The 3262-nt window shown below is 61.8% G+C and carries 2 protein-coding genes and 1 pseudogene; 1 reads left to right on the forward strand and 2 read right to left on the reverse strand.

From position 1 onward, the window contains the following. Positions 1-38: 38 nt before the first annotated feature. Together OC610_RS29790 and OC610_RS29795 are read right to left on the reverse strand one after the other, a co-directional pair. A complete protein-coding gene (locus OC610_RS29790) occupies positions 39-881 on the reverse strand; it encodes a methyl-accepting chemotaxis protein (RefSeq protein ID WP_408636638.1) in 843 nt (280 codons plus the stop codon). 15 nt (positions 882-896) lie between these two features. After that, positions 897-2507 (reverse strand): annotated as a pseudogene (locus OC610_RS29795) (HAMP domain-containing protein); the annotation flags it as partial. On the opposite strand from OC610_RS29795, the gene OC610_RS23965 reads away from it, so the two are divergent. Further along, complete coding sequence (locus OC610_RS23965; protein ID WP_030138608.1) at positions 2395-3210, forward strand: M48 family metallopeptidase; 816 nt, start codon at positions 2395-2397, stop codon at positions 3208-3210. The pseudogene OC610_RS29795 and the gene OC610_RS23965 sit on opposite strands and share 113 nt — an antisense overlap. The last annotated feature ends 52 nt before the right edge of the window (positions 3211-3262 follow it).

The raw sequence follows: 3262 nt of genomic DNA on the forward strand, positions 1-3262 counted from the left end.
GCCTGCTCGCGAAGAGGCCTGCGAATCAGGCACTTGGGTCAGACCCTGAACTGATTGATCAACCGCCGCTGCTGCTCCGCCAATTTGGTCAGCCCCGCACTGGCCGCGCTCGACTCATCGGCGCCGCTGGCCACTTCGTTTGCCACCTGGCCGATATTGATCACGTTGCGGTTGATGTCATCCGCCACGGCGCTTTGCTCCTCGGCGGCGCTGGCAATCTGGGTGTTCATGTCGTTGATCACCGACACTGCCTGGGTGATCGTTTCCAGCGCCTGGGCCGCTTTCGCCGCGTGCTGCACACTTTCATCGGTACGGTGCTGGCTGTCTTCCATCACCCGCACCACGTCCCGCGTGCCCTGCTGCAACTGCTGGATCATCGACTGGATTTCTTCGGTGGCCTGCTGCGTCTTCTGCGCCAGGTTGCGCACTTCATCGGCGACCACCGCGAAGCCGCGGCCCTGCTCGCCGGCCCGAGCCGCTTCGATGGCCGCGTTGAGGGCCAACAGGTTGGTCTGCTCGGCAATCCCGCGGATGGCGGTGAGGATCGCGTTGATGTTCTCACTGTCCTTGGCCAAGGTCTGCACCACGCCCACGGCCTTGCCGATTTCCACGGCCAACGCGCCGATGGAGGCAGAAGTGTCGCGCACGATCTGCATGCCTTGGCTGGCCGCCTGGTCGGCGTGACTGGCGGCTTGGGCAGCCTGGGTCGCGTTGCGTGCCACGTCCTGGGCGGTGGCGGTCATTTCATGCACGGCAGTGGCGACCTGATCGATTTCCGACATCTGCTTGTGCACGCCCTGGTTGGTGCGGATCGCGATGTCGGCGGTGTGCTCCGACGAATCACTGACGCTCTGCACCGAAGTCACCACCTGGGTGATCATGCCTTGCAGCTTGCCCAGGAAAGTATTGAAGCCTTTGGCGATGGCGCCGAGTTCATCGGCGCGATCGCTGGTCAGCCGGCGAGTCAGGTCGCCTTCGCCCTGGGCGATGTCATCGAGCATCGCCACCATCTGCTTGAGCGGTCGGGCGATGCCGTGGCCCACCAGCCAGATCACCAACAGGCCGATGGCGGCAATCGCCAGGCCGACCATGGCCATGCCGAAAATGTCGGTCTCGCGTTGATCATCGAGGTCTTTTTGCAAGGCTTGCAGATCCGCCATTACGGCATTCAGTGGCAATTGCAGCATAAGCGTCCAGCGGGCGCTGGTCTCGCCGATGCCGAACGGCATGTACACCTCGATATGCCCATGTTCGTCATCGATGCTGTAACGCACTTCACCGACGCCCAGTTTGGCCAGGTTATCCAGTTCACTGGCATCCAGCAGATCGCTGGCCTTTTCGCCGAGTTTGCTCGGGTCCTTGGTGAAGGCCACCAGCCGGTTGTTGCTGGAAAGCAGGGCCATTTCCCCGGCGCCGTCGTAGAGCTTGGCGTCGGCGGCGACGAGCATGTCCTGGATGAAGTTCACCGACAGGTCGGCGCCGACGATGCCCTGGAACTTGCCATCGACCAGGATTGGCTCGATGAACGAGGCGAGCATGGTCATGGTGTTGCCGACGCGGTAGGGCGCCGGGTCGATCACGCAGGCTTTCTGGCTGTCCTGGGAGCACAGGTAATATTCACTGGCACGAATGCCCGTGGAGAGCAGCTTCTGGTCGGTCACGTCGGCGAGTTTTTCCAGGCCCAGGGTGCCGTCCTGGTTGCGAAACCACCAGGGCAGGAAGCGTCCGTTGGTTTCCATGCCCAGCACTGGGCTGTTCGCATAGTTGGCGTCGTCGTGGTCAATGGCGTTCGGCTCCCAGGCGATGTAGGCGCCGAGGACCTTCGGATTGCGCACCACGTTTTCGCGCAGCAGGCTGATCAGTTGCTCGCGGGGTATTTTCAAGGGTGGCTGGCCGTCCGTGCCCTTCATGCCCATCAGTGCATTCGTGGTGGCCAGGCCATGGGCAAGCAGCAGCGGCGCTTCAAGCTCGCGCTGGATCAGGCTGGCTTGGGTACGGGCCAAGGCGCTGAGACGCTGCTCGATGAGTTGTTCGAACTGGGCCTTGGTTCGTTGCTGCACCATCTCTTGGGTACGGGCGCCGGCGAACAATGCGTACAACACCAGCGCGCCAACGACACTGAGCACAATGGCGCCCGCCAGGGCGGCAACGGAAAACTGGATCGATCTGAATTTCATAGAGGCTCCGGACGCAGAAGTGACGTCTGGACTTTTTATCGGCGTTTGCGTGGTCCGACATGAGGCGCTGTTCGTCGGGTGACTGTATTGGCTAGGTCGGTGTCGCAAACGGCTTGCGTGGGATCTTTCCGAAAAATCTGTAATCCTCGCGCTGCGTATCTGGCGCCGATACAAATCAACGCCTAGGATACGCCCACGTTTCCAGGGAGCTTCATAGATGAACAAGATTTTGATGGTAAGTGCGCTGAGTGCAGGTCTGCTGCTTGCCGGTTGCCAATCGGTCAACACCACCAGCGGCGGAGCCGTGGGGGTGGAGCGCAAGCAGTACATGTTCAGCATGCTGTCGACCGCAGAGGTCAACCAGATGTACGCCCAGTCCTATCAGAAAACCATGGGCGAGGCGAAAGCCCAGGGCGCCCTGGACAAGACCAGCAGCGATGCCAAGCGTCTCCAGGTCATTGCCGACCGCCTGATTGCCCAGGCGCCTGTGTTCCGCCCGGATTCGGCGCAGTGGAACTGGGAAGTCAACCTGATCAAGAGTGACGAGCTCAATGCCAACTGCGGGCCTGGCGGCAAGATCATGTTCTACTCCGGCTTGATCGATCAGTTGAAACTGACCGATGCTGAAATCGCTGCGATCATGGGTCACGAAATTGCCCACGCCTTGCGCGAGCACGGCCGTGAAGCCATGTCCAAGGCCTATGGCATCGAAATGGCCAAGCAGGGCGCCGGAGCGATATTCGGCCTGGGCCAGGACAGCCTGGCGCTGGCCGACACCGTGGCCAACTACGGCATGACCTTGCCCAACAGCCGTGGCAACGAGAACGAAGCCGACCTGATCGGCCTCGAACTGGCTGCCCGCGCCGGCTACGACCCGAACGCGGCGATCACCCTGTGGAACAAGATGGCCAAGGCATCGGAAGGCGCTCCGCCGGAATTCATGAGCACCCACCCGTCGTCGAGCAGCCGGATCGCCTCGTTGCAGGCGGCGATTCCGAAGGTGATGCCGCTTTACCAGCAGGCCAAGAAGTAAGCATCGTCACGCGGTGAGGCGGCTGGCCTCATCGCGAGCAAGCTCGCTCCCA

This window comes from Pseudomonas agronomica, from assembly GCF_025917275.1.
Lineage (GTDB): Bacteria > Pseudomonadota > Gammaproteobacteria > Pseudomonadales > Pseudomonadaceae > Aquipseudomonas > Aquipseudomonas agronomica.

What these genes read in the sequence shown, in the direction of transcription:
- OC610_RS29790 (WP_408636638.1), bottom strand. Translation starts at nt 881, where the DNA reads ATGATCACCCAGGTGGTGACTTCGGTGCAGAGCGTCAGTGATTCGTCG.
- OC610_RS23965 (WP_030138608.1), top strand. Translation starts at nt 2,395, where the DNA reads ATGAACAAGATTTTGATGGTAAGTGCGCTGAGTGCAGGTCTGCTGCTT.